This is a genomic window from Symploca atlantica LB2515, assembly GCF_052546295.1.
On record NZ_JBQWMT010000001.1, the window covers coordinates 5,464,567 to 5,489,568 of the forward strand.

Here is a 25,002-nt window from a genome sequence, read left to right on the forward strand (position 1 = left end):
CAAACTTGATGACCTACTACCACCTACCACCTTGATTCTTCCTCGATAATCTACCTGCCACTTGCCACTTTTACTTTTAGTGTAAAAAGTGACGCATGCCACTGAGAACCATCACCAACCCTAGTTCGTTTGCCGCTTGAATGGAATCTTGATCTCGCACACTACCACCCGGTTGCACAATTGCCTCAATCCCAGCAGCAGCAGCAGTTCGCACCGAGTCGTCAAAGGGGAAAAAGCCATCACTAGCGAGAATACCTCCTTGAGCTTTTTCGCCAGCTTGTTCTAGAGCAATTTTCACGGCACCCACACGGTTCATTTGACCAGCACCGACACCTAAAGTCGCGCCATCGCGCGTGATGACAATGGCATTAGACTTGACATGCTTGGCAACTTTCCAGGCAAAGAGTAATTCCGCTAATTGTTCAGGTGTCGGTTGTTTTTCCGTTGCTACTTGCCACTGATCTGGCACATTGAGGGCTTCATCGGCTGCTTGCACCAAAAAACCACCAGCGATCGCTTTTACTGTCTGCTGCGGTCCACTGCTCAAATCTGGTAAAACTAACACGCGTAGGTTCGATTTCTTCGCTAGAATTTCCTGCGCTTCGGCTTCACAACCAGGTGCAACGACACACTCTAAAAACGTTTTGGTTAGTTCCTTCGCCGTAGAGGCGTCAATCGGCTGATTTAGGGCAACAATTCCCCCAAAAGCGGAAACAGCATCAGCTTGTAAAGCTTTTTGATAAGCCTGAGTCAAGGTTGTTCCCAAGGCCACGCCACAGGGATTGGTATGCTTGAGAATCGCTACGGCTGGAGTATCCGTAAATTCAGCAATAATCCTGCGTGCTGCTTCCAAATCCACCAAATTGTTGTAACTGAGTTCTTTGCCCTGAAGAATGGAAGCACTCGCCCAGCCTGTTGGTACTGCCCCAACTTGATACCAAGCTGCTGGTTGATGGGGATTTTCTCCGTAACGCAGGGGTTGTAATCGCTGTCCTGATAGGGCAAACTGTGGCGGTGGTGTCGCTTGTCCAGGAATCTTGGTTTGCAGAGAGTCGCCACTGAGGTAATTAGCGATCGCTCTGTCATAAGCGGCAGTATGCCAAAATGCTCTCTGGGCACAGATTTTCCGGAAGTTTAAGGGAGCTTCACCGTTATTTTGTTGGATTTCCCGCACATAGTCGTGATAATTTCCCGGATTGCATAATACGCTCAGATTAGCATAATTCTTCGCAGCCGCTCTAAGCATGGCAGGGCCACCAATGTCAATATTCTCAATTGCTTCCTCTTGAGTCACATCTGGACGAGCAATTGTTTTTTCAAAGGGGTAGAGGTTCACCACTACTAAATCAATGGGACGAATCTGGTGTTCTTCCATCTCTTGTTGATCTTGCGGCAAGTTACGACGCCCCAAAATTCCCCCGTGAATCCTGGGGTGTAGGGTTTTTACCCTGCCACCTAAAATCTCAGGAAAACCTGTGTAATCAGAAACTTTTGTTACTGGCAATCCCGCCTCTTGCAGCGCTTTGGCCGTTCCACCACTGCTGATTAACTCAAATTCAAATTCTTCCACCAACTGACGGGCAAACTCAATTAGCCCTGTTTTATCAGACACACTCAGCAGTGCTAAACGTCCCATAAGTAGTCTCCCTGTGAGGCAACTTTTCCAGGATAAATGCCTTGGGTATGGAACGACACAAAGCTTAGAAAAATTTCCACCAAGGAAGTACTTTCAAGAGGAAAGCATCTTTTTCAGGACTTACGCGCTGAATAGGAAATTAGGTCATTCTGAGGGATAGCCTTAGTGTAGCGGCTCCGCAGGAGCTAGAAGCCAATCCCTTAAACTAGCTTCTGCAGTGCGTAAGTCCTATTTTTATCAGTGATCAGACTGTTCGCTATTCACCGATACTTGACCACTGCATGTTTAAGCGATCGCAGAACAATTTTTCGCTCTGAATACCTGGAAATAGGCTTTAAGGAGATGGGAGAGACTCGTTCAAGTTATATTCAAATTTTGAATATCTTACTGTCGTTACAATTAAGCTAAAAAGATTGGCAACTGCTGCAAGAATACGGCTCTAGAAATTATATCTTTAACAATCACGAAACCCGCGACAAGTTGTTGCTGCTAGTACATCCTACTCTGTACTACTAGTGTCCTTACTAACGCTTTAACGCTGCTAAGGAAGCTAATGCTTGGCAACTAAACAATCGCGAGTTTCTTATTAGCTATTAACCTCTCTTCAAGACCCAGTAAAACCTAAGGCATGGGATGGAAGAGCAGGTCAGGGAAAAAGCGGTTAAATTCAATCAAAATTCCCGCAGTAACGAACAACAAAGTAAACATTAACACCGGTGCGGTGGAAAGATACTTGAGTAAATCCGACATGAAAATTTTCCTCAAATTGTTAAGTCAGTCAAGCAGAAACAGATTAATAAAATGTCTCTACTAACGCGGTGAAACGGTAATTTCATCATCTTTAGCAAACATTTCACCAGTGGTGATTTCTTTTAATGCTGCTAGTGGCCAGGTAAAGCCGAAGAGCATTTTGCTGATCGCCATGGGCACATCGATGATGATTTCTTTTTCTTCTGGGCTTTTTTCTTTTTTAATCGCTTGCAGATAACTACGACCAACCCAACCAATCCAGCCAGCTATATAAAGAAAGATAAGGCTAGGAATTAAAAAGTCGCCAGCCTTGCTCAAACGGCCATCCACAATCAGGTGAGGTAACCCCTCAGGTCCACACATTGCCTGAGAATAACGCTCAAATCTTTCTTTACCTGAGCGAGGATTATCAGTAGTATTACGAGCGCTTTTAGCACGTTGCTGAAAAGCAGGAGATTCACTACAAGGTACAAGTCCTGCTACCTCTGTAGCAGAAGCAGAGCTTACACAACCAAACCATAGCGTTACGGCAAAAAGCAGAGCCAACAATCGTCGCATTGAATTGTTTCCTTTTGTTACGAAACAAAAACTTATATGTACAAAATAATGCAGCTATTTTTGTACTCAAGCAATCTTAACTCTGCCTGGTTAATCTAGTAAAGTTTAATTAAATTAAAGTAGATTGTGTATCCTCAAAATTGAAAGACATTGATAATTTGAGCATAGCTATCAACTCTGCTGCCTGGTGATTGTCATCTCTAGCTATGGTTGAATATCTGACCTATTAAGCTCGTTTTTAGCAGGCTAATCAAACCGCGTCAACCTCATAAAATGTTAATTTATATAAAGAGGCATTAGAGGCTTAATCAAGATCAATAAGCATTCAGCCTTAACTGAACACACTCGTTACCGACCCCACAACAGCTTTGTCAACTACTAGAGCTGTACTAGTGGATAGAGCATTACTCCTAAAGAAAGTACACCTGCAATAATCATCAGACCAGCAGGCATGAACTTGCGAGTTTTGACCAGACGCACAGCAAAGATAATTACTAGTGCTGCTGCCACAACCGAAGCCAGAGTTAAGCCCCATTGGTGTCCTTGGAGTTGCACAATGGCACTAAAAACCAGCAAAAGACCACTAACCAAACCGGAAATGATCGACATTTTGCTCTTAACCTTCAGGTAACCCATCACTCCCCCAATCATGGCGAGGAGACCGTAAGCCAGTGGTGCTGCTATAACTGGATTCATTTTCCAATTTATTGAAGTTTCAGGACTGAACTTTTTATAACCTTAGCTCTGTACCTCAATGTCAGAGTTGGCAGAAAACTTAACATAGCTGTTTGAGGTTGGGTAAGTGTCTCAAAAATTATCAAGGTAAGTTTGTCTATGGCTTGCGTGTTGGCAATAGAAACCAGTTGTGATGAAACAGCAGTCGCGATCGTCAAAGATCGCACCTGTTGCAGTAGTATAGTGTCCTCCCAAATCCCAGTTCACCAGATGTATGGCGGTGTTGTTCCAGAAGTAGCTTCACGCTCTCATGTAGAAAAAATTAATGAAGCGATCGCATTTGCTCTATTGGAAGCTCAACTAGACTGGGGAGCCATTGACGGTGTAGCAGCAACCTGTGCACCAGGCCTAGTAGGTTCCCTGTTAGTGGGTTTAACTGCTGCTAAGACCTTAGCCGTTGTCCACCAAAAGCCTTTCCTCGGTATCCATCACCTGGAAGGTCACATTTACGCTACTTATCTGAGTGAGCCAGAGTTGAAGCCACCGTTTTTATGTTTGTTAGTTTCTGGTGGTCATACCAGCCTGATTTACGTCAAAGATTGCGGAAAATACGAAATGCTGGGCGCAACCCGTGACGATGCAGCTGGAGAAGCTTTTGATAAAGTAGCCCGGTTGTTGAACTTAAGCTATCCAGGCGGGCCAGCAATTGACAAACTCGCCAAGCAAGGTAATCCAGCAGCCTTTCCCCTACCAGAAGGCAAAGTTTCCCTTCCTAGCGGCGGTTACCACCCCTACGACTCTAGTTTCAGTGGTTTGAAGACGGCAGTGCTACGACTAGTACAAAAACTAGAACAGGAGACATCCGATTTACCAGTTAGTGATCTTGCTGCTAGTTTCCAAGAAACTGTAGCGCGATCGCTAACCAAACGTGTGATTCGCTGTGCCCTTGATTATGGACTTGATACCATCACTCTTGGCGGCGGTGTTGCTGCTAACAGCGGACTGAGAAAACACCTGCAAGAAGCTGCTGTTGGTCACAATTTACAGATACTCTTCCCCCCTCTCAATTTATGCACCGACAATGCAGCGATGATCGGCTGTGCTGCGGCTGATCATCTGAGTCGGGGGCATAGTTCATCACTTACCTTGGGAGTCCAATCACGCTTGCCAATTACCGAAGTCATGCAGCTTTATAAGGCTTTAGGTTAAAGCTTGGTATTAGGTTGAACTCAAGCGATCAATCCTTGTCAAGGGGGTTTGGGGGGAAGTCCCCCAAGCGGGGTTTTTTACGACAAACAACTACTTTCCCCTTAAGCACAATTTCATTAGTGGGGATAATCCCTCAAGGGCGGTTCGGTTGCACTCACTGCGATACGAGACCAAACAGACTAAATTGGTAGGTACAAAGATTAAAAAACTTACAACCTGCCGATTACTACCTATTACTATCATGAATAATCTGTCTAATCGAGTACCAGACTTTTTTGGCAACGAATCAGAAAGTGGCGACATACTCTGGCAGTACGTCCAATCAATGCACCCGGAAACTGTTGCCCAACTCTCCAAGCCTTCAGCCTCAGCTATTCAAGTAATAGAACGTAACATTACTGGTCTGCTAGGAACTTTGCCTCCAGAAAACTTTGCTATCGGGATTACCACGAGTCGCGAACATCTGGGTCGGCTTCTAGCTTCAGCTATAATCAGTGGTTACTTCCTGCATAATGCCGAACAGCGAATGGCGTTTGAAAAGTCTTGGCAATTACTTTCAGAAACTAACTCAGAAACCAATTCAAGCTCGGAAGATGAATCAGAAGATAGCTAGTGCTGATCTAGATGGGCGGGGCGGCAATGCACAGTTGGTAATGAGTTGAGAAAGGAAATTAGACGCAAAGTAAGCTGTTTACTGCCAGCTTCGTCCCTGCTTCTTGCTAGGAAGTAGGGACTTAGTTTTAGTTCCCATATTTAAAGCCATCACCCGATCAGGTATCGGGCGTAACTGACAAATCTTCTTTGTCCTAAGGTTAGTTAAAAATATCTTGAGAAAAGCCCTAAACATCTAGGACGCACTTATCCTTAAAGTCTAAAGAATTGTTTTAAATATAGGTTATGGAGCAACTCACAAAGTACCGCCTCAGCTGCACCTTAAGCTTTGGCGACATCTACGGACAAATTATGGTTTGGATCATCGTCATCTTCTTGACTCTAGCTTCTGCACTAGCTCTGTGGAGTAGCGAGCGCCAAATCTACGCCCTAGCAACTGTCGGACTAGTTCTAGTCATCTCTTTACCTTTCTTGCTCTTTGCCTTTGTGACCACACTGCTCAATCATCTTGAGCTTACTCCTATGGACATGAAGGAAACAACTGCTACAGATCGTGGCAATCTAGCTAGTACTAAGAAACCAATCCAGGCAGCAAGCTGACTTAATGTTGGATGTCAGGGAAATTTGGGATTTAGGATTGAAACAAGTAATTGCCCTCAAGCTAAAGTTACACCTATCTCAAAAGCCAAAAGGACTGCTGAGATAGGTGTCTTTAGGGTTTAGGGATAACTCAAATTAGGCTTTACTGGTGCATTGTGTTCCAGGTAAGGTATCTGTTACAAACCAGATACAGAAGTTGGTCTTTTGAGTGGGGTAGTTAGTTGATATCGGAAAGAAGCTCCCTGCCTTTGGGTGGGGAGTTTTTTATGCGTCAGAATCAATAAATGTAATGCCGATCAAAACACAAAACAAGAGATGCTAGAACACGATGTCATTATTGTTGGGGGTGGATTAGCTGGCTGTCGCGCTGCCTTGGAGATTAAACAAACTGACTCCAAGTTGGATGTTGCTGTCGTTGCCAAAACCCATCCTATCCGTTCCCACTCTGTAGCCGCCCAAGGAGGAATGGCTGCTACTCTGAAAAATGTAGACCCGGAAGACAGTTGGGAAGCTCATGCTTTTGATACTGTTAAGGGTTCCGACTACCTAGCAGACCAAGATGCTGTAGAAATCCTCACCCGCGAGGCTCCAGAGGTGGTAATTGAGCTAGAACACCTAGGGGTACTGTTTTCTCGCCTAGCAGATGGTCGTATTGCTCAAAGGGCTTTTGGAGGGCATTCCCACAAACGCACTTGTTATGCAGCCGATAAGACAGGCCACGCGATTCTTCACGAACTAGTAAACAACCTTCGGCATCACGGTGTCCGCATCTACGATGAGCATTACGTGATGCAGCTGATTTTAGAAGATGGTCAGGCAAAAGGTGTTGTCATGTTCAACCTTCTGGACACTCAGCCACAAGTATTACGGGCAAAGGCAGTGATGTTTGCTACTGGTGGTTATGGACGGGTATTTAATACTACTTCTAACGACTATGCCTCTACGGGAGACGGTTTGGCAATGTCAGCAGTGGCTGGTGTGCCTTTAGAGGATATGGAGTTTGTGCAATTTCATCCGACGGGTTTGTACCCAGTAGGCGTCTTGATTTCTGAAGCTGTACGAGGCGAGGGCGCATATTTGATCAACTCTGAGGGCGATCGCTTTATGGCAAATTACGCCCCTAAACAAATGGAATTGGCACCTCGCGATATTACTTCCAGAGCAATCACCCGCGAAATTCGTGCTGGTCGTGGGATTAATACCGATGGCAGTGCTGGAGGCTCTTTTATCTATCTTGACCTGCGTCACATGGGCAAAGAAAAGATCATGAGTCGAGTTCCGTTCTGTTGGGAGGAAGCACACCGATTGCTAGGTGTTGATGCTATATATGAGCCAATGCCAGTGCGACCCACTGCCCACTACTCGATGGGCGGGATACCTGTGAACACTGAGGGACGGGTGCGCAGCAGCCCTGACGGGCTAACAGAGGGCTTCTTTGCCGCTGGAGAATCTGCCTGTGTCTCTGTGCATGGGGCCAATCGCCTAGGGAGTAATTCTCTACTAGAATGTGTTGTCTATGGAAAAAGAACAGGAGCTGCGATCGCCCAGTATGTCCAAAACCGTAAATTGCCAGAAATTGATGAGCAATCTTACCTGAGTACTGCCCAAGAAAAGATTGATTCCCTACTTCAACAACCAGGAATCATCAGGATAGCCCAGTTGCGTCAAGCCTTCCAAGACTGCATGACTCAATACTGTGGAGTCTTCCGCACGGCAGAACTAATGGGTGAAGGATTAAACCAGCTCCAGGAATTGCAACAGCAGTATCAGCAAGTTTACCTAGACGATCAAGGAACTTGCTGGAACACAGAACTTACTGAAGCTTTAGAACTAAGCAATTTGATGGTTGTCGGCGAGATTATCCTAACTTCTGCTCTGAATCGGCAAGAAAGCCGGGGCGCTCACTGTCGCGAGGATTATTCTCAGCGAGATGACACCAACTTTCTCAAGCATACTCTCGCTTTCTACTCGTCAGCTGGCATTGACTTGCAATACAAACCAGTGAGTATATCTTTATTCGAGCCAAAGGAACGAAGGTATTAGTCACCACAAATGGAGCAGCTTAGTACACTAAATTTGAGCAATCAAGGAGTTAGCAGACAAAATACAGCATAATTTAAAAAATAACCTTCCGCCTTCCCACCTCTAACTACCAGGACTGGTTGGTGTCTCGCGGCGATCAGGATTTTCCTCCGTAGCTGGTGAACTTGCAGGGACAGATGCATCACCTGCAAGCTGTTTGACTTGATCTTTGTAACGAGCTGGTGCTAAAGAAACTGCTTGGGCAAAGAGGGGTTGAGCGTCTCCGATTCTGCCCTGTTGTTTCAGAATTAGTGCCTTAGCTAGCAGTGGTCGAAAATCCTGTTCATTGGTCTCGATAGACTGGTCATAGATAGCCAAGGCTTCGTTATAGCGTCCCTCATTGGCGTAAACCTGACCCAACAAAAGCTGTACTGAGATAATATCTACAGCCCCTGGTTGAATTTCGTTGACCTGTGTTGCCGTTTTTAATGTGTCTTGCAGTAGACCAATTGCTGCTTCTGGACGATTTTGTTGTACTAGCAAACTCACCAGCCCTTGTAAAGCATTCATGTCTCCAGGTTTGGAGGTCAATATATTACGATAGGCTTGGGCTGCACCTTCAAGATCGCCGCTTTGTTGTCTAGCTTGAGCCAGCAAGACTCCATAATCAGTTTGGTCAGGATTGAGCTTGGCTAATTTTTCCAGGGGAGCAATCGCTCCTTTAATGTCCCCTAACTGTAGGCGTACTTCTAAAAGACCCCGCAAGGCTGTTACATTATCTGGCTCTCGCTGCACTACTAGCTCATAACCTTTGGCTTGAGCTTCTAATTCTGAACGATCTTCGGCAGAAATTGTTGAGGTTGGGGTAGGTGTTACTTCTGCTGAGATTTGTGTATCTTTAGAGATATTTCCCAGCAAAGGAATTATTGAAATACCGATAAATGCTAGTACTGATAGCACTAACAGCAGTACCACCCATGGACTACGCTTTTTAGACACAAAACTTTCCTGAACTCTAATGACATTATGAACCTACTTGTTTGATTTTCCAGTTTCCCCCAGGTTAAACATGTCAGAATATTGGCAGTATTAAGCTAAGATTTAGTCCGTCACAGGCTGACCTAATTAAAGATTCTACAAACTTTGCGGATCAACCACGTATCGCACTGCATTCTATTACAATGGGCAGACTGATGCTGAGTTCCCCACCATCGAGTTTTTTGCCTAGCTTTTTCCGGAGCAGTGTTCCGGATCGGCTGACCAAAGACTTGATTGTGTTAAAAAAAAGACGCTTGAATAAGTCAGCCCAAAGACCACGAGGGAATGTGTCTCCGCCGCTAGGAGGATAGAGGTTATATGAATTCTTCTGTGAATCGGTTTTCCGACTCACCCGCATCTTCTGGTGTTCAGCCGCCAGAAGCATCTAGTATACAAAGCCAGCACCCACCAACGCCAATCGGCGATTCAGAAATGACTACCAATTCAGATGCTCAAGCTGACTCTACCGGAACTACACCTGTAGATACTCAGCGACAGCAACCGATTCCCCCGCCCAGTGAACCTTTACAGTATCGAGCAATCGGACTGATTAGGGGAAAGTATATGCCATCTGCAGAGCAATTGACACGGGGCACGCTCTTGGCGGCGGATGGAACGTTGATTGATGCGGTCTTACTTGGTAGGGTGATGAGCTTAGTCAAAAATCACCTGAGCTTAGAACAAGACCACTTATGGGTTGTTTATCCCCGAACCAGGCAAACAGACGATCACTTACATGTTCAAATTGTCGGCGTTTGGGAACCAGAAAAACTTAATAAAGCAGAATTAACGGAAGAACCTGAATCTGAAGAGCCTGAATCTGAAGAGCCTGAATCTGAAGAAATTTTGGCTGAGTCTCAAGCAGAAACCTCTCCAGATTCAGCCGAAGCTGAGAGTACACTGGAGGTCACCGACGGCTATTTCTCTATTCGCGGCGAGGTAATCTACCAGTCGCACGAGGAGCAGCAGGTGGTTGTGAAAATTCAGCAATCTGCTCGCAAAGATTCTGATAAACCCAAGTTTTTCAGACTAAAGCTCAAAGGTACTCTGGAGAAAAAATTAGTTCGTCACTTCTGTGACTTTCATGTGTTGCTACAGGCTAATGCCTTGCAAATTCAGGAAGCCAACGATATTCGAGCAATGCCCTCGAATAAGGGAAGGGGACGCAATAACAGAAAACGCCCACCGATGAAAAAGAATGGTTTTAAACAGCGACCAATGCGCAAAGGGGAGCGGCCAACAACCGCACAAGCAACCAAGCGCCGAGAGGCTGTACCAAAACCAATCAAGCGCAGCGAGCAGAATGGTGGAGGCGGTAATTCGGGGAATTCTTCCTAGAGGTGAAGATTTAGTTATTAGTTTTTAGCTGAATCGACAATTGTTCCCAGCACCAAACAAATTTTGATGCTGGGAAATTTGCGTTTTCAAGGACGAATAAGGCATGAGGTGCGGGGTTTGTATCCCTTAATTTGGGTCAAAAAAGGTCCGGAAGGCGTGAAGAAGTACCCGAATCTTGAGGCAGAAAGGAGCGATCCATGGGAATTGGTGCTACTGCTTCAGTGAGGGTAAATTTTCCCTCGATAATCCATTGCTTCAATTCCCGTGCTACTTGCCCAGAGAGGAAGATACTCGCTAAGGGAGCAACCCGCACTGATTTGCCCTCAATTGTGAGACGACCACTTTTAAGCTGAGCATAGCTTACTAAACCAAAGGTCGGACGAACGCGTCGAGGAATGGAAAAGTCTACGACTGGTGCCACAATGTCTTTATCTTGTACAGCACAATGCTTAACAACCTCTTCGCTTAAGACAGGTAATGGCACCCCTACACCCAGCATCAGAGAAGGGCCGTAATTTTTAAAATAGCAACCCCGCACCCACTTGGGGTTCATCTGCTTGGCATCCCCAATTAGGGCAAGAGTTGCGGCCGGACCTACCGGTGTACGATTGGGAAGGCGCTTTTGTAGTGGGAAATGTTGGGTGCCTTCCCAGGCAACGTAGCCAGTGCCTCCTCCCAAGAAAACTTTTGTGCCAATACCAATAAGCTCAAGTTCTGGATCATTGAACAGGGGAGAAATTGCCCCAGGGTTAGAGTAAACTGCCTGGGAAAGTCTCGGTTGCAAAGGGCCCAGGTAAGTGAACAGAGTGCGATCGCCTCCGTTGACACCAACAATAAAGTTTTGATAGAGATTGCGGGGATTAAATAAGTAAAACTGATTGATTGTCTCTTTCGTCAAGGTTGTGGTGAGAGAGGTTCTGGGATAGCAGTCAGTCGCCTGTCCAAGAGCCCGCAACTGTACTGGTTTATCGGCAATTAAATCTTCAATTACATGACCGCCACCGCGCTCTTTTGACTCTTCAGTATCTGGAACTTCGCCAACGCCTGTGTAATCAACTGCTTGAGTGGCTCCTAAATACAAATCCACCGCACCAAAGCCAGCATAGGCGGGAACTCCGTCCAGCCAACATTGGCGAATCTTGATCGGTGGGTCTGTATGTCCTAGATTGATAATTGCTCCTGAAGATTCCATGGGCTCAAAAGTGCCAGTGGTGATCACATCAACTTCCTTGGCTGCCTGAGTCACACCAATTTCTGCTACCCGTGCTTTTAATTCCTCTACCGTCAACACCACTGCACAACGATGGTGGATTTTGTCATTAATTTGAGCAATTGTTCGCATAGAGCACATTTTTTTGAGAGCAGCTTTTAACTTCGCTGAAGGCTAATCTTGGTGAGGTTCTTCTTTTGTGATGTCGTTTTCAACTTCTTGATTAATTTGGGGAGTGTCTTGTGGTGTCTGACTATCTTCTCGTGTCTCCGGCGTGCCAACATTTGCTGAGTGATTTTCCCCCTGTGCAACTGCCAAGACAGTTCTTGCTGGCTTGGTATTTTGCTTTTTATTCTTACTAAGAGTCCACCCATCAAGGACATCTTTAATTAAAACCTCTTTTAACCAAACCTGAACAACTACCGTCAACGGCAAAGCTAAAAACAGTCCAACAAAACCAAATAATGTGGCAAAAAACACTTGAGCTAAAAGCGTCACTGCTGGCAGCAATGATACCTGTTGCTTCATCACAATAGGAGTAAGTAAGTTACTCTCCACCTGCTGAATGATGATGTAGAGAATTAAAACAGCGATCGCTTTCCAGGGTGTTTCTAGTAAAGCGATCGCTATTGGTGGCACAACACTCAATGTTGGTCCAATGTTAGGAATAAAGGTTAAAAGACCTGCCAAAGCCGCTTGGGATAGTGCTAATGGAATACCTAACAGTACTAAGCCTGTGAAACTTAATAAGGCAATGACGAACATATTGAAGAGAATACCCACCAGCCATCCTTGTAAAGAGGTTTGGCACTCAGACAAAATTTCGTCAACTCGACGGCGATAAAAAGAAGGAAAAAGCCGTACAAAACTACCACGATAAGGCTGAGGGTCAGCTAAAAACATGACTGTCAAAGTTATTACCAGCAAAAGTTGACCAATGACCACTAAAGAGTTAGAAACAAAAGAAAATCCACCACCCAATAAACGATTTGCTATCGGCTGAATCTGCCGAATCAGCTCATCAATGCTGGGGATATATTCATTAATTAACTCTGTGTCAATCCGAGCTTTTAGCAACTCGCTCCAAGTGTTTAACTGGTCTATTCCTTTAGGAACTAACTCTACTAGTTGTTGAATTTGTTCGGCAAAGGGCGGCACAATTAACCAGTAAAATCCTACCCCAAAAGTCAATAGTAAAAAAATCGACAGCAGGACGGCAAAAGACCGCTTCAAACCTGAGCGGTAGAATCTTTGCACCAAAATATTTAAGGCATTAGCAAGCACAATGGCAGCAAATACTAGCAGTAGTAACTGCCGAATTTGCCACAGGATGTATAGGGAAACGATAAAGGCGACTAAGCCAATCCATTTGCCTAAACTCACGGTAAAACCTCCCACTGGATCTAGCTTGGCTAGGCTGTAATTCTCAGGCGATGCAGCTAGATTAGCTGATTTTAAGAGCAATTCCTCAAATTTTTGCTCCTACTAGTCAGAGTCGTGTGTTCAGGATAGGCTATTGTATTGCTACAAATTACTAGTTTATTGTTTAATTTAAATTTAAATATTTTAGTGCTTTTGTTACTTTGTGATAACTAACAAGGTCAGGAAATAGGATTCACCCGTCCGACGTGTTAGCACCGATCCTGACTCTCCTTTAACATTGTAGTTCGGGCATCTTGCCCGCGTGAGCGAGACGCTCACACTACGAAGGCAGATTAAAGCCGAGGCCTACTAGATAGAAACTAATAGACATCTCCGAAAACTCCCAATGCCCGTCTGGTACTGGCTTTTCCAGGATTAAACGAGACCTGCCAACCCAGTCAGTTTTAACGTCAAAATCAGGCTTTTAGGTAGTTGCTGTTAAATTCTGTTCTGTAAATAGCCACCCCATTAACTCATTTAACACCTTTACTACCTGAACTTTAACAGGATAGAATTAAAGCCTTAATTCGGAGTCTGACTAATCCGCAAATAGCCAGGATTACTGGCTTGTAATTAAGACAATTCAAACGGAATCTCTCGCGGGCTACGTTAAATATTTTGATAAGACGAATAACGTGTTCTACAAAAATTCGCTGTTGAGAAAACTCTCTATTCTGTTGTTTTTGTTCATCAGTTAACTGTCCACCTTTAGGTTTTTTGCATGGAGTTGTCACCTGTGCCTCTCCTTGATAGGCTTTGTCTCCACCAAATTTTTGCTTAGGGGCAAATTGTCGAAAGCGTTCTCTCAACAAATTTATGTCGCTTTTAGGTCCTGGTACTCCGGGGAGAATATCTACGATATCCTTTCCATCTGGCAAGACAATAAATTGATTTTTCATGGTATGAGTTTTCTTCTTCCCTGAGTAGAACTGTTTTGGCTCTAGGTAGCCTCCAGGTCTCTCTCTAACTTGTTCTGAAGTATCTACTATTAGCTGGAGTTCACTTAAAAGTTCCTGTAACCATTCATAATCTCCCTCGCACTTTTTTACTTGTTCTATCAATGTTGGTGGGAGAGCTTCACTGATGATTGGTAGCCAATAGTGGAAGATATCATTCGCCGTAGTTTCGCTGACTCCAAACTGGATACCTAGCAACTGAAATGTTGGGGAATGTCGTAAGTATATTAAAGTCAAGAGAATTTGCTCTTTTTGAGATAACTTAGGTTTTTTTCCGCCCCCTTTTTTATTGACTCGAAGCTTCTTTATCTCAATTTCCTCCTGCTTCTGTTTATGCAGCAACTCGGTTTTAGCTATCAGTTGTCGAAATTGCTCTTGGTCGATGCCAAGCAAGCGCTTAATCTCCTTGGGGTTATTTTCGATGGCTTCTAAAATTGCACCCATAACACTCCGTACGAGCGATTGACTTTTTGCATTTGTCGCTATTATCCCACGCTCTGTTTATATTCCGGAGATATCTAATGACGTATTGTAGAAATGTTACTTGTAACGTCTCTACATTATTTTGGGGAATTTACGATTGAGTTGTTGCAGTTACAGGCAAAACTAGAACAGCACTGATATCGTGTGGTTTATTTTGAGTCTTCTCAAGTTTTGGATATTGGGAATGCGAATATTAGCGATATTTTGCTAGCCATCATCAGGCGGGTAAATGCTAGCTTGGAAGCGGCGAAGATTAGCCTCAAACTGAGTTATTTCAATAAACTTCTTAGAGACAATTTATTACTGTTCCTCATCCCTTATTTCCTATGACTGAATCGCAACTATTAGAAGATTCTGATGTCTCGAATGAGAAATAACTTTAAAGAGGCAGAAGCAAAATATAAGCGTTTTTTGCAACGGGTTCTGATGAGTGCTTCGCTTGGGTTATTGTTAACAGGTTTAACAGTCGCTGCTGTATTCTTTGCCCAACTAGTAATGAAGAGAAAAAAGCCCAACGGCAAGCCTGGATTAAAGCCCTCCGCGCCGGGGAAAATCCTTTGACAAAAGAAGTAATTGAAAAGTTGAAGAGGTAGTTAAATACTCTCCCTAGTCCCCCTAGTCCCCCTAGTCCCTACAACATCTCCCTATAATAGATACGGCCCCCAGCCGACCAGCCGATAAATAATGTCAACAGTCTACACCCGTCCCCTCGCCCGCCTCATTGAGCAACTGCAACGCCTGCCCGGAGTTGGCCCAAAAACTGCCCAACGACTGGCGCTGCATATTCTCAAACGCCCAGAAGCTGAAATCAAAGCCCTCGCCCAAGCCTTAATTGAAGCCAAACAGCAAGTAGGCTTATGTCAGGTATGCTTCCATCTCTCCGCCGAACCCGTCTGCGAAATCTGCCGTAACCCCAACCGCGACAACAGCACCATCTGTGTAGTAGCTGACTCCCGCGACGTAATTGCCTTAGAAAAAACCCGCGAATATAGCGGCAAATACCACGTCCTCGGTGGCGTCATCTCTCCCATGGACGGCATTGGCCCTGATCAACTACAAATCCAGCAGCTAGTGCAGCGAGTCGGCAAGAGAGATATTAAAGAAGTAATTATGGCAATTAGCCCCAGCGTGGAAGGTGAGACGACTACCCTCTACGTCGGCCAACTCCTCAAACCCTTCACCAAAGTAACCCGCATTGCCTTCGGTTTACCTATGGGCGGAGACTTAGAATATGCCGATGAAATCACCCTGGCGAGAGCCTTAGAAGGCCGACGGGAACTAGATTAATTTCTCTTTCCTTCTGCCTCCTGAATAATGCACTCTTACCTTAACTTTTGCTTGACAAATGTCACAACCTGTGTCATCTGCTTCTTCAACATATCAATTTCCGCCTGCATTTTAGCCACTTTCGCATTCAGCGCCTTGATCTCATCAGCAGCAGCACCAGAACCAAGATCAGCGGTAGCAGCCGCCGCCGCAGGCTGTGGCGTCGGTGGGCGACTTTTCACCTTACGCATCGCCTCTTTAATCGCCTCTATTAGCTGCTTCTTATCAAAAGGCTTTTCTACAAAGGCAAAATATTCAAAAGGTTCAGAAATCTTCTGCGTTACCTCTTCTTTACGGCCTGACATTAACACCAAAGGAATTGTTTGGAGGTCGCTTTGAGTTTGAATCTGCTGAAACACTTCCCAGCCACTCATTTTAGGTAGCAGAAAATCCAGCATAATCAAATTAGGGTGTTCCTGACGAATTAAATTAAGTCCTTCAATACCATCTTTAGCTTCCAGAATCTGAAAGTTACCCTGAGGCAACATATCTCTGACGCACTTCTGGATAACTCTACTGTCATCGATTACCAGGATTTTCTGGCTTCTTGCCACGACCGTCTCCTTTCAGGGATGATTTCAAGAAAAAATACAGGTTTTTGAAGCGACTGCTACCTGCTCTCGTTTGAAGAATCAAAATGATCCTTAAACGAGAGTCAAAATTTAGTTGAGATAAACCATAAATTCTTATCTTACAACAAGCAATAGCTCCAGTCTGTCTATATAGATATATAGATAGAGATACCACTCGGATCTTACATCCTTGTCTGAAGTTGTTGGTGTCTCGCGGGAAAAAGTAAAAAACTGGTTAAAATTTGGAGTGTAGAAATTATTACTTTAATCGATTTGTCCACTGAAATCGACCCAACTGTGACCACTGCCTCAACTCAAAACCAGTGGCACCAAGAACTAGCAACACTACCTGCCTGGTTACGACGCCCTATTGGCAAAGCCAGCGAAATCTCTACGGTGCAGCGCATCATTAAACAAAGGCAAATTCACACAATTTGTGAAGAAGGGCGCTGTCCTAACCGAGGTGAGTGCTACGCCCAGAAAACTGCTACATTTTTACTAATGGGTCCAACTTGTACCCGTGCTTGTGCCTTCTGCCAGGTAGACAAAGGACATGCACCCTTGCCTCTTGACCCTGAAGAACCCCAAAAAGTCGCTGAAGCTGTGGGTTTATTGGGTTTACGTTACTCCGTACTCACATCAGTCGCGCGAGATGATTTGCCAGATCAAGGCGCGAGTTGGTTTGTCGCCACGATCAATGCCATCCGTAAACTCAGCCCAGAAACCCAAATTGAAGTACTCACCGCTGATTTTTGGGGCGGTCAAGGTGATGCTTGCCAAACACCAGCCGATTTACAACGCCAAAGAGTGGCAACGGTAGTTGAAGCGCACCCAGCTTGTTATAACCATAATCTCGAAACGGTGCACCGCCTCCAGGGAAGGGTACGCCGGGGAGCGAGGTATGAGCGATCGCTTGATGTCCTGCGTCTAGTAAAGGCAATTGATCCCACGATTCCCACAAAGTCAGGATTGATGCTAGGACATGGTGAAACACAAGAAGAAGTTATTGAGGCAATGGCCGATTTGTCTCAAGCAGGATGCAATCGCCTCACCCTGGGTCAATATATGCGTCCCTCCCTGCAACACCTGCCAGTAGCTAAATATTGGACACCCGAAGAATTCGACGAATTAGGTGTAATCGCCAAAAATATGGGTTTTGCTCATGTCCGTTCTGGTCCTTTGGTTCGCAGTTCCTACCACGCTGGTGAATCCGAGGATTGGCAAAGGGAAAATTGAAAGGGGAAAGTTGAAAAATAAATTGTGAAGATTTGCAACTTAAGAGTTAGCTGAACATCAAGCCCAGTCAGCCTTGGGGATGATACAGAAAACTGCTACTTTTTTTTAAGATAGTCCCGTAATCCTTTAAAATCTCTTAAGAAAGTCTCCAAATTAGGAAACAAATTCTATGGCTAAATCTAACTCTCCTGTTACCAAAACCGGTAGTTTTCCTTACCCTTTCCGCCTAACCTGGGCGCTAGTTCTCTTAGCAATTAACTTCCTGGTTGCCGCTTATTACTTCCATATCATCGAATAGTTGCCCTTGTCCTAAGAGTAGAAAGTAAACTGCTGCTGCTCAAGCCGTACCCTTGAAGAGGCCTTGGGGACGGACGAGCAGCACTGCCACCATAACCAACAGAGAAACGCCAATCTTGTATTCTGAACCCAGCAAAGGAACGCTCAACTCCTGCGCCAAACCAATTACCAGCGCTCCCAAAATTGCCCCGTAAGGGTTGCCAATTCCTCCGAGAATCACCGAGGCAAACATCGGCAGAATTAAAAACCAACCCATGTTCGGGCGTACAGCGGTAATCAGAGCATACATACCACCACCAAGAGCGGTTAGGGTGCCAGTAACTATCCAAGTCCAAATGACAACGCGCTCAACGTCGATACCAGATACTCTTGCTAGGTCAAGATTGTCTGCTACCGCTCGCATTGCCTTACCGATTTTAGTATTCTGTAGCAAAAAGTGCAGTGTTGCGATCGCGACGACAGCCAGCACCATGACAATAATCCGGTAGTAAGCTACCTTGATGCCCAAAAAATCAATTGCTTGTTGGACTGGCAAGTCATAGGACTGGTTACCGCCTCCCCAAATCAGGATGATGCCATTGCGGATAAACAAGGCTAGCCCAATGGAGATAATAATTATCGTTGTGGAAGAAGCGCGGCGTTCTCGCATCGGTCGCCACAGCAATTGTTCCGACAGTAGCATGGCACCCACCGTACCCACCGCACTCAGAATCATGGCAAGCCAAATATTCACCCCACTAGTGTTGGCCAGCCAGGTGAAATAAGCTCCCAAAGTCATAAAGTCGCCATGGGCAAAATTGGAAATACGCAAAATTCCATAAGTCAGCGTTAATCCTACTGCTGCTAAGGCAATAATGCTACCCAAGGTAATGCCATTAAAGATTAGTTGTTCCAGTGACATAGAAGGTCAGATGTTTGGCAGTCTAGAAACTTAGCAGGTTGCAGGTTGTTTGGCAAATTGAAAATTGTTGCTGCGTGTGTCAATCGTTAATTAAAACTTGTCCCTTCACTTTCCCTCCCCTAGGTTCAAGGCATGCCCTTGAACCTAGCGAAGGAATAGTTAATTGAGGCTATAAGCCAGACACTGACGTATAAAATTCAATTTTCAATTTTCATTAGACTGAGATTGAAGAGCGTATTCTCGAAATCTCTCTAAATCTGCCTTCAGGGTAGACTCGACAACACGACCGAGGAAGAGGTTATCCATCAATTTGCCCAGAATTCCGGGAATAGCATAAGCAGCAGTCAGCTTAACAATGCTGCTACCGTGGCGGTCATAGAAGCGAATTGCACCTCGATTGGGCAAACCATCCACAGATTCCCACTGAATAATCTGCTGCGGTACGACTTTGAGAATACGGGAGAGCCAGCTAAATTCCCAGCCACCAGTTGCCAGTTTCCAACGGGATAGCTCTGGGTTTTCTTCGAGTATTTTAACTGAGTCGATCCACTTCATCCAACGGGGCATTTGCTCTAAGTCAGACCAGAGGTTCCACGCTAGTTCAATGGGAATCTCAACCTCAACCTGCACAGTGTGTTCTAACCAATCGGACATGGTAATGGGGAGTTGGGGAGTGGGGAATTGGTCAAAGACCTAGGCAAGCTTAAGCTGTGGTCACAGGGGAACGTTCGGCAATTTTGTTGGTATTTTCCAGAATTACTTTTGCCGCGCGACGCCCGGAGATGGTAGCTCCTTCCATACTGTCGATGTAGTCTTGCTGGGTATAGCTACCAGCTAGGAAGAAGTTGCTTACCGGAGTCTTTTGCTCAGGACGATAGGGATCGGTGCCAGGAGCTTCACGATACAGTGACTGCGCCAACTTTACCACACTGTACCACGTCATCTTCAGTTCTCGTGAGGAGGGGAAGAGTTCCTGGACTTGCTTGAGGACGTGTTGTGCGATCGCTTCGTTATTCTGCCGAATAAAAGGGTCTCCTGGAGTGAGTACTAGTTGCAACAGCGAACCCTGACCTTGTCGGTAATAGTCACTCGGACTGGTCAAAGCTAAGTCAGCAAAGCAGGAGAAGTCAGCATCAGGGGTATAGAGCAGATTATCCATTCCTGCAGCTTGTTGAAGCTGTTGGCGTTTTTCGGCATCATGCAACTCAGTTACCCAGCCATCAAATCTCAGTTGCACCGTAGCCACTGGTACTGTTTCCAGCTTGTAGATGTTGTCAAATTCTGACCATTTGCGCCATGCTTGGGGCAACAAACGTTTCACACCGGGGACATCCACCGCACAGACATAGACATCAGCGGTGACGTTTTCTTCTGTTTCCCCGTCGGCGACTACAAGACCAGTGACCGTAGTTTCTTCCCCAGTCTCGGTGTAGAGAATTTCCCGTACACCCCGCCTGGTGCAAATTTTTGCCCCTCGTGCTTCCAGGTAATTAATAATCGGTTTATGTAAATATTCATAAGGAGAACCTTCCAGCATCCGCAGTACTGAAGCCTCTGAGCGCACTGCAAATAATTGAAAAATTGTCAACATGCAGCGCGCAGAAATATTTTCGGTATCGATAAAGCCGAGGGCATAGGCGATGGGGTTCCACATCTTTTTCAGGCTGCCATTATTGCCCCCATGAGAGCGAAACCAGTCAGCAAAGCTGATTTTATCCAGGTCGCGGATCGTTCTCATTGCTCCCTCAAAATCTACCAAACCACGGACAATAGGACTAGTACCGAGGGCAAGGGAGTTTTGCAGCTTATCCTGTAACGATAGTTGGGAAGTGGTAAAGAAGGCTTTCAGACCATTGAAAGGAGCACCAGTAATGAAGCGAAAATCCAAGTCGCCCGTGCGTCCGCCTTTATTGACAAAGGTATGAGTGTGCTGTTTTAGGCGCAAGTTTTCTATTGCCCCCACCTTCTTCATTAAATCAAACAACTGGTAGTAGCAGCCAAAAAAGACGTGTAATCCCATCTCTACATGGTTACCATCAGCATCCACCCAACTACCCACTTTGCCGCCTACAAAAGGACGGGATTCAAAAATTTCTACTTCGTGTCCGGCATCAACTAATTCCACTGCGGTCGCCATTCCGGCTAATCCCGCACCGACGATTGCAACGCGCATTCAGACCTGTCCACTCTCATTTACTTTACATATTTTAAAGTAATCACGCTTTGGGGTGCAGTTTCATCGCAGGCAATTTGGGCGATGGGATGCCAGCAGAGATTGCTAAATTGAGTAATACAGCGGAAAAGATTTAGCTCCCTTGGGTTTAACATACACTCGTTGTTGAGGTTCCAGCTTCAACTGCTCAAAGCGTTCCCGCGTCAGATGCGCGATTAATACCTGACCATCTTCTAAAATTAATTCCGCCTGGACTTCCCATCCTAAATGAATCACGCGACTAACTCTAGCAGGTGCGGTGACCCTATCGGGGGTAGTTTCTACAACCACATCGTGAGGACGTAAAAAGATTTCTGGATTAGCGGAATCGAAGCCGCCGTTTTGGAAAATTTGAGAACTGCTAGGTAAGACATTCACTGGCCCAATGAAACCCATGACGAAAGCAGAGGCGGGGTGGTCATAAATTCCTGCTGGTGTCCCTACCTGTTCGACTTTCCCCTGATTCATGACTACGATCTCGTCTGAGACTTCCATTGCCTCTTCCTGGTCGTGGGTCACAAAAACGGTAGTAACATGGACTTCATCATGGAGACGCCGCAACCAGGCTCTTAAGTCCTTGCGAACTTTGGCGTCTAAAGCACCAAAAGGTTCATCTAGTAGTAATACTTCTGGTTGTACTGCTAATGAACGTGCCAAGGCTACTCGCTGGCGTTGACCACCAGATAACTGAGAAGGATAGCGATCCCCCATTCCTTGCAAGTGCACTAACTCTAGCAGTTCCTCGACTCGCCCTTTGATCTTGTTTTTTGGTACTTTGCGAATTTCTAAGCCGAAAGCAATATTTTTGCGCACTGTCAGATGTTTGAACAGAGCATAGTGTTGAAAGACAAAGCCGATTTTGCGGTCTTGTACACTCTGATGGGTGGCATCTTTACCTGTCAGCCAAATTTTGCCACTGTCCGGCGTTTCTAGACCAGCAATCAGACGCAGCAAAGTAGATTTTCCTGAACCTGATGGCCCGAGTAAGGCTACTAAAGAGCCTGATTTGATTTCTAAACTTACCTGCTGAACAGCTTGGAAACTACCAAACTGCTTAGATACGTTCTCTACAAATATTCCCACTGCGCCTTTACCTCTAGAGGAGCTAATTGATGATCAAGCTAATAGCTGCGATTAGATTTAATAACTAGTCAGTGATGCTTTAACAAGGGAAATTAACAACTCCTCTGGCTGAAGTTGATTAATTTACGGTTTGTCGATGAAGTTACTGTATTTTATACCATGACTAGGGAGAAGCAATCGGCTCCGTTTCCCCAAATTTCTAAGTATCGATCTGTTAAGCTCTATTTCATTTCTGTCATATCCTGAGACTATAGGTCAAAGCCAGAGCAGAGTTCATGATAATATCTCACCTTGGAGGGTGCTGATGAAGCGATTGTTAAGGAGACTATAATCTTTGTGACGTCTGGATTAGAGCAAATCTACTTCCAAAACTTCTGTTAAGCACTGATCATCCTTACTAGAGTGAGCAATTGCTCTCCTTTTGCTTTTTCTTGACAAGCATCCTCACAAGTATCTGTAAGAGATTGGGAGAAAACATGCCAGCACTTAGGGTTGCAGTTGTTGGGTCAGGACCTGCGGGTTCCTCAGCCGCCGAAACTTTGGCAAAAGCGGGGATTGAGACCTACCTGTTTGAGCGCAAGCTAGACAATGCTAAACCCTGCGGCGGTGCTATTCCGCTGTGTATGGTAAGTGAGTTTGACTTGCCTCCAGAGATTATCGACCGACGGGTGAGAAAGATGAAGATGATCTCGCCCTCTAACGTTGAAGTCGATATCAATATAGAAAAAGAACACGAATACATTGGTATGTGCCGCCGCGAGGTTCTCGACGGCTTCATGCGTGATCGCGCCGCAGCTTTAGGTGCCAAACTAATTAACGGCACAGTTCACAAACTCGATATACCAAGCAATAGCACCGACTCCTATACCCTTCACTACGCTGACCATTCAGACGGTAGTTTGAATGGAGTACAAAAAACTCTCAAAGTAGATTTGGTAATCGGTGCCGATGGAGCCAATTCCCGTGTTGCTAAGGCAATTGATGCCGGTAATTATAATTATGCGATCGCTTTTCAGGAGCGCATTCGTCTGCCAGACAACATGATGGCTTACTATCAAGATATGGCAGAAATGTACGTCGGCGACGATGTTTCCACCGATTTCTACGGCTGGGTTTTCCCCAAATACGACCACGTTGCTGTGGGAACCGGAACGATGAAGGTGAACCAAGCCAGCATCAAAAAGTTACAAGCGGGAATTCGTGCTCGTGCTGCAAGTAAACTGGTTGGTGGCGAAATCATTAAAGTAGAAGCTCATCCGATTCCAGAGCATCCTAGACCACGTAGAGTCGTGGGTCGAGTCGCTTTAGTAGGTGACGCCGCTGGTACAGTAACCAAGTCCTCTGGTGAAGGGATTTACTTTGCTGCTAAATCGGCTCGTATGTGTGCCGAAACGATTGTCGAAACCTCTAACGCCGGTACTCGCATTCCCACGGAAGCTGATCTCAAGCTGTACCTGAAGCGCTGGGATAAAAAATACGGCATCACCTACAAAGTTCTGGATATTCTGCAAAGGGTTTTCTATCGTTCCGATGCTACCCGCGAAGCTTTTGTGGAAATGTGTGCTGACAAGGATGTCCAAAAGCTCACCTTTGATAGCTATTTGTACAAAACAGTCGTACCAGCTAATCCTCTGATCCAGATGAAGATTACCGCTAAAACCATTGGTAGTCTGCTGCGGGGTAGTGCGTTAGCTCCCTAAATATCGATTAAGTTAAGTAGTCCTCAGCGGTGATCATGGTGAGTTGGGAACCTTGTCATTACAACTGCTGAGGAATTTTCAGTAGTAGCGTTGCTAATTATCGCCATAACTAAGCAACGCTAAAACAGCAGCCAACCAGCATCAGCTCGACCAAGTCTGATACTGGTTGTATGTTTCTGAATTTCTCAAAGCTAAGAGAAGGGAAATTGTCGTGCCGCTTTTAGGCAGTTGCAGAGCCAGAATCGAGGACTGAATGCTCGCTGCTAGGCAACTCTAAACAGTAACCCGCTCCATAAACAGTTTTGATATACCGAGGATGGCGTGGATCTGGCTCTAACTTGGTTCTGAGATGGCGGACATGTACCCGGATTGTCTCAATATCGTCATCCGGGTCGTATCCCCAAACTTCTTTAAGAATTTCGCTAGGGGAGACAGTTTGACCATGACGCTGGAGCAGACAGTGTAAAAGCTCGAACTCTAAGTGCGTTAATTTAACCGTTTGATCAAACCAAATTGCTTCAAACCTTTCCGGAACCAGTGTTAAAGGTCCGTAGTTAAGTATTTCTGAGTGCTTAGCTGCCTGGGGAACACGATCTGTTCGTCGCAGTAAAGCTCGCACCCGTGCCAGCATTTCTTCAAGCTCAAAAGGCTTGGTTAGGTAATCGTCGGCACCAGAATTAAAGCCTTCTACCTTATCTTGAGTTTGACCCAATGCTGTCAGCATCAGTATCGGGATATCGGCAGTGCGCTCATCCCGACGTAGTCTTTGGCAGACAGTAAAGCCATCTACCTTGGGCAGCATCAAGTCGAGCATAACTAGATCTGGCTGTAGTTGGAGGGCTAATGCTTGACCCTTGATGCCATCAGCCGCCTGACTAACATCGTAACCAGCCATCTCCAGATTAATGGAGACTAATTCTGAAATTGCGGGGTCATCATCGATGACTAATATCCGGGTCATCTCTAAGGTGTTTTGGCTGAATGTGCTGATTCAAAGTTCAATTAAGAACTATAAGACTCAAGTGAATTTATAATACCAATTATTATAAGCGCTGAGTCTGAATTCTTTTAGCAAGAAAAGTGTAATTTGTCTAACTTTATTTCCTTAAGAGTCATCATTTATAGACAATCGCCTTTTAATTTAGCGCTTAAGTGATGTCTTAGGT

The 25,002-nt window shown here is 45.3% G+C and carries 24 protein-coding genes; 10 read left to right on the plus strand and 14 right to left on the minus strand.

Annotated elements, in window-relative coordinates; genetic code table 11:
- Positions 1-76 precede the first annotated feature (76 nt).
- From purH to ACT7WV_RS22700, 4 genes are all read right to left on the minus strand, one after another.
- A complete protein-coding gene (purH, locus tag ACT7WV_RS22685) occupies positions 77-1,636 on the minus strand; it encodes a bifunctional phosphoribosylaminoimidazolecarboxamide formyltransferase/IMP cyclohydrolase (protein WP_445105051.1) in 1,560 nt (519 codons plus the stop codon).
- 621 nt (positions 1,637-2,257) lie between these two features.
- Positions 2,258-2,386, minus strand: coding sequence for a photosystem I reaction center subunit IX (gene psaJ / locus ACT7WV_RS22690; RefSeq protein ID WP_445105052.1), 129 nt, complete (start codon positions 2,384-2,386; stop codon positions 2,258-2,260).
- A 60-nt stretch (positions 2,387-2,446) separates the two neighbouring features.
- Entirely contained in the window at positions 2,447-2,944 is a 498-nt protein-coding gene (locus ACT7WV_RS22695; protein ID WP_445105053.1) for a Photosystem I reaction center subunit III, read from the minus strand.
- A 378-nt stretch (positions 2,945-3,322) separates the two neighbouring features.
- Positions 3,323-3,640 (minus strand): TMEM14 family protein, encoded by a 318-nt coding sequence (locus ACT7WV_RS22700; protein ID WP_445105054.1) that lies wholly within the window; start codon positions 3,638-3,640, stop codon positions 3,323-3,325.
- 138 nt (positions 3,641-3,778) lie between these two features.
- On the opposite strand from ACT7WV_RS22700, the gene tsaD reads away from it, so the two are divergent.
- From tsaD to ACT7WV_RS22720, 4 genes are all read left to right on the plus strand, one after another.
- Positions 3,779-4,828, plus strand: coding sequence for a tRNA (adenosine(37)-N6)-threonylcarbamoyltransferase complex transferase subunit TsaD (gene tsaD / locus ACT7WV_RS22705; RefSeq protein WP_445105055.1), 1,050 nt, complete (start codon positions 3,779-3,781; stop codon positions 4,826-4,828).
- A 241-nt stretch (positions 4,829-5,069) separates the two neighbouring features.
- Positions 5,070-5,441, plus strand: coding sequence for a DUF760 domain-containing protein (locus ACT7WV_RS22710; RefSeq protein ID WP_445105056.1), 372 nt, complete (start codon positions 5,070-5,072; stop codon positions 5,439-5,441).
- 284 nt (positions 5,442-5,725) lie between these two features.
- Positions 5,726-6,040 (plus strand): hypothetical protein, encoded by a 315-nt coding sequence (locus ACT7WV_RS22715; protein ID WP_445105057.1) that lies wholly within the window; start codon positions 5,726-5,728, stop codon positions 6,038-6,040.
- Between the two features lie 315 nt (positions 6,041-6,355).
- A complete protein-coding gene (locus tag ACT7WV_RS22720; protein WP_445105058.1) occupies positions 6,356-8,083 on the plus strand; it encodes a succinate dehydrogenase/fumarate reductase flavoprotein subunit in 1,728 nt (575 codons plus the stop codon).
- 102 nt (positions 8,084-8,185) lie between these two features.
- Here the strand turns inward: ACT7WV_RS22720 and ACT7WV_RS22725 are convergent, their stop codons facing one another.
- On the minus strand, positions 8,186-9,061 hold the full coding sequence (locus ACT7WV_RS22725; RefSeq protein ID WP_445105059.1) for a tetratricopeptide repeat protein: 876 nt from the start codon (positions 9,059-9,061) through the stop codon (positions 8,186-8,188).
- Positions 9,062-9,418: 357 nt separating this feature from the next.
- Between ACT7WV_RS22725 and ACT7WV_RS22730 the strand changes: the two genes are divergently transcribed.
- A complete protein-coding gene (locus tag ACT7WV_RS22730; RefSeq protein ID WP_445105060.1) occupies positions 9,419-10,438 on the plus strand; it encodes a hypothetical protein in 1,020 nt (339 codons plus the stop codon).
- Between the two features lie 136 nt (positions 10,439-10,574).
- Here the strand turns inward: ACT7WV_RS22730 and ACT7WV_RS22735 are convergent, their stop codons facing one another.
- The 3 genes from ACT7WV_RS22735 to ACT7WV_RS22745 form a co-directional block, all read right to left on the minus strand.
- Positions 10,575-11,780: a homocysteine biosynthesis protein gene (locus ACT7WV_RS22735; protein ID WP_445105061.1), complete on the minus strand. Its 1,206-nt coding sequence runs from the start codon at positions 11,778-11,780 to the stop codon at positions 10,575-10,577.
- Positions 11,781-11,822: 42 nt separating this feature from the next.
- Positions 11,823-13,031 (minus strand): AI-2E family transporter, encoded by a 1,209-nt coding sequence (locus ACT7WV_RS22740; protein ID WP_445105062.1) that lies wholly within the window; start codon positions 13,029-13,031, stop codon positions 11,823-11,825.
- A 539-nt stretch (positions 13,032-13,570) separates the two neighbouring features.
- Positions 13,571-14,470, minus strand: coding sequence for a transposase family protein (locus ACT7WV_RS22745; RefSeq protein WP_445104085.1), 900 nt, complete (start codon positions 14,468-14,470; stop codon positions 13,571-13,573).
- A 396-nt stretch (positions 14,471-14,866) separates the two neighbouring features.
- Between ACT7WV_RS22745 and ACT7WV_RS22750 the strand changes: the two genes are divergently transcribed.
- A complete protein-coding gene (locus ACT7WV_RS22750) occupies positions 14,867-15,070 on the plus strand; it encodes a hypothetical protein (protein ID WP_445105063.1) in 204 nt (67 codons plus the stop codon).
- Between the two features lie 123 nt (positions 15,071-15,193).
- Positions 15,194-15,796, plus strand: coding sequence for a recombination mediator RecR (gene recR / locus ACT7WV_RS22755; protein ID WP_445105064.1), 603 nt, complete (start codon positions 15,194-15,196; stop codon positions 15,794-15,796).
- A gap of 35 nt (positions 15,797-15,831) precedes the next feature.
- On the opposite strand, the gene ACT7WV_RS22760 is transcribed toward recR, so the two are convergent.
- Positions 15,832-16,389 carry a response regulator gene (locus ACT7WV_RS22760; RefSeq protein WP_445105065.1) on the minus strand — a complete coding sequence of 186 codons (558 nt, stop codon included), beginning with the start codon at positions 16,387-16,389 and terminating at the stop codon, positions 15,832-15,834.
- A gap of 315 nt (positions 16,390-16,704) precedes the next feature.
- On the opposite strand from ACT7WV_RS22760, the gene lipA reads away from it, so the two are divergent.
- Positions 16,705-17,643: a lipoyl synthase gene (gene lipA / locus ACT7WV_RS22765; protein ID WP_445105720.1), complete on the plus strand. Its 939-nt coding sequence runs from the start codon at positions 16,705-16,707 to the stop codon at positions 17,641-17,643.
- Positions 17,644-17,812: 169 nt separating this feature from the next.
- A complete protein-coding gene (psaX, locus tag ACT7WV_RS22770; RefSeq protein ID WP_445105066.1) occupies positions 17,813-17,941 on the plus strand; it encodes a photosystem I protein PsaX in 129 nt (42 codons plus the stop codon).
- A 39-nt stretch (positions 17,942-17,980) separates the two neighbouring features.
- Here psaX and ACT7WV_RS22775 read toward each other — a convergent pair whose 3' ends face one another.
- From ACT7WV_RS22775 to ACT7WV_RS22790, 4 genes are all read right to left on the minus strand, one after another.
- Positions 17,981-18,841 (minus strand): branched-chain amino acid ABC transporter permease, encoded by an 861-nt coding sequence (locus ACT7WV_RS22775; protein WP_445105067.1) that lies wholly within the window; start codon positions 18,839-18,841, stop codon positions 17,981-17,983.
- Positions 18,842-19,045: 204 nt separating this feature from the next.
- Positions 19,046-19,495 (minus strand): SRPBCC family protein, encoded by a 450-nt coding sequence (locus tag ACT7WV_RS22780; RefSeq protein WP_445105068.1) that lies wholly within the window; start codon positions 19,493-19,495, stop codon positions 19,046-19,048.
- A gap of 49 nt (positions 19,496-19,544) precedes the next feature.
- Positions 19,545-21,014: a 9,9'-di-cis-zeta-carotene desaturase gene (gene zds / locus ACT7WV_RS22785; protein WP_445105069.1), complete on the minus strand. Its 1,470-nt coding sequence runs from the start codon at positions 21,012-21,014 to the stop codon at positions 19,545-19,547.
- A 105-nt stretch (positions 21,015-21,119) separates the two neighbouring features.
- Positions 21,120-22,136, minus strand: a complete 1,017-nt coding sequence (locus ACT7WV_RS22790) for a sulfate/molybdate ABC transporter ATP-binding protein (RefSeq protein WP_445105070.1) — start codon at positions 22,134-22,136, stop codon at positions 21,120-21,122.
- Positions 22,137-22,612: 476 nt separating this feature from the next.
- On the opposite strand from ACT7WV_RS22790, the gene chlP reads away from it, so the two are divergent.
- Positions 22,613-23,836 carry a geranylgeranyl reductase gene (gene chlP / locus ACT7WV_RS22795; RefSeq protein ID WP_445105071.1) on the plus strand — a complete coding sequence of 408 codons (1,224 nt, stop codon included), beginning with the start codon at positions 22,613-22,615 and terminating at the stop codon, positions 23,834-23,836.
- 220 nt (positions 23,837-24,056) lie between these two features.
- Here the strand turns inward: chlP and ACT7WV_RS22800 are convergent, their stop codons facing one another.
- On the minus strand, positions 24,057-24,797 hold the full coding sequence (locus tag ACT7WV_RS22800; protein ID WP_445105072.1) for a response regulator transcription factor: 741 nt from the start codon (positions 24,795-24,797) through the stop codon (positions 24,057-24,059).
- Positions 24,798-25,002 lie beyond the last annotated feature (205 nt).